Genomic DNA, 1,143 nt, shown 5'->3' on the forward strand with positions numbered 1-1,143 from the left:
TCTCAAAATCGGTGGAGCTGCATGACAAAGTCATCGGGCATTATCTGAACATAAAACACTATCAGTAAGTTGGAGTCATTACCGAGATATTGACGTAAATATTTTGATGCTATAGATGTTCCTGCTGTTGTTCCGTAGGGCTTATTTCTGGTCTTTAGTATCGGCAATCCTAAAATGATACAACTCATTGTTAGTGCATCCTCTATGCCGCCAAACTGCTCTTCAATTTTATCTAACAAAATCCAGAAAAACAGTTCACCAGCCGATATGTTGCAAATTCCTTTATAGAAGTAGGTTCCATTAAGCGCCTCGACGGTATCCATACACACCTTCATAGCCATTCTTATTAAGAATAAATACCATACGCCACTTTGACCGCAATGTTGATAAAATAGACCTTTATAAATTCCTAATTTTATAAACCGGCAGATTTATGTGCGGCGGAAAATATTTGCTCATCAGGTGAAACATTTTTGGCTTGAACGCATTCCTCATTTTCCATTTTTTCTGAAGCAGCCTCGCAGAATGTAACTTATCCCTTCATCCCCACTTTTTCTAACGGCTTTTCGGGCGTATGTTCCTCCCACGCCAGCAAAATCTGGCGTCGGGATTGGCATCCCGGTTAAACTTAATGGCGGCGTAAGCTCTTGTTGCGCCGTGCGTCTGGCTACATTCCAATGGTGGGCTGGGCGGGGGCGTCGCAAGACGCGCCGGTGTCCATTAAGGCCGGTAATGCCAACTCCGTTCAGTCCTGCCACCCGGGAAATTGGCATTTCTCTGGCAGTGTCTTAATCACTTAATGGAAACTGTCATATGACCACCAGTAACGCACTTTTCACGACCCCTTTCGACTGCAACACCGACTTCATCGATCTTGCCGACAATTGCCAACGCTATTGCGAAGCGCTGGTGGAAGAGACCAATCCCGCGAGAAAAATAGCCCTCTGCGGTCGTCTTGCTTCGACTTTTGCCCTGCTCCGCCCAATGCTGCTGGAGCCTATCCCTGAGCACTTACAGGGACGGAGGCTGGAATCGCGTTGCTGGGTTGAGGTGGTTTTCTCCCTCTCCCTGTGGGCTGAGGGTTCCCCAGAAAAATGAAAAGCACGATGAAGTGTGATCTACTGGTTGCGCTAACAAATCAGA

The 1,143-nt window shown here is 46.6% G+C and carries 2 protein-coding genes and 1 pseudogene; 2 read left to right on the forward strand and 1 reads right to left on the reverse strand.

The features are described from left to right. On the forward strand, nucleotides 1-68 hold a 68-nt coding region (locus AX755_RS24970; protein ID WP_004209611.1), incomplete at its 5' end, for an IS1 family transposase. A 15-nt stretch (nucleotides 69-83) separates the two neighbouring features. Here the strand turns inward: AX755_RS24970 and AX755_RS21610 are convergent. Continuing rightward, nucleotides 84-323, reverse strand: a pseudogene (locus AX755_RS21610) (STM2901 family protein); the annotation flags it as partial. A 490-nt stretch (nucleotides 324-813) separates the two neighbouring features. Here AX755_RS21610 and AX755_RS21615 point away from each other — a divergent pair. Next, nucleotides 814-1,098: a hypothetical protein gene (locus tag AX755_RS21615; protein WP_224085284.1), complete on the forward strand. Its 285-nt coding sequence runs from the start codon at nucleotides 814-816 to the stop codon at nucleotides 1,096-1,098. Nucleotides 1,099-1,143 lie beyond the last annotated feature (45 nt).

The organism is Enterobacter sp. SENG-6 (genome assembly GCF_001605945.1).
Taxonomy (GTDB): Bacteria; Pseudomonadota; Gammaproteobacteria; order Enterobacterales; family Enterobacteriaceae; genus Enterobacter; species Enterobacter cloacae.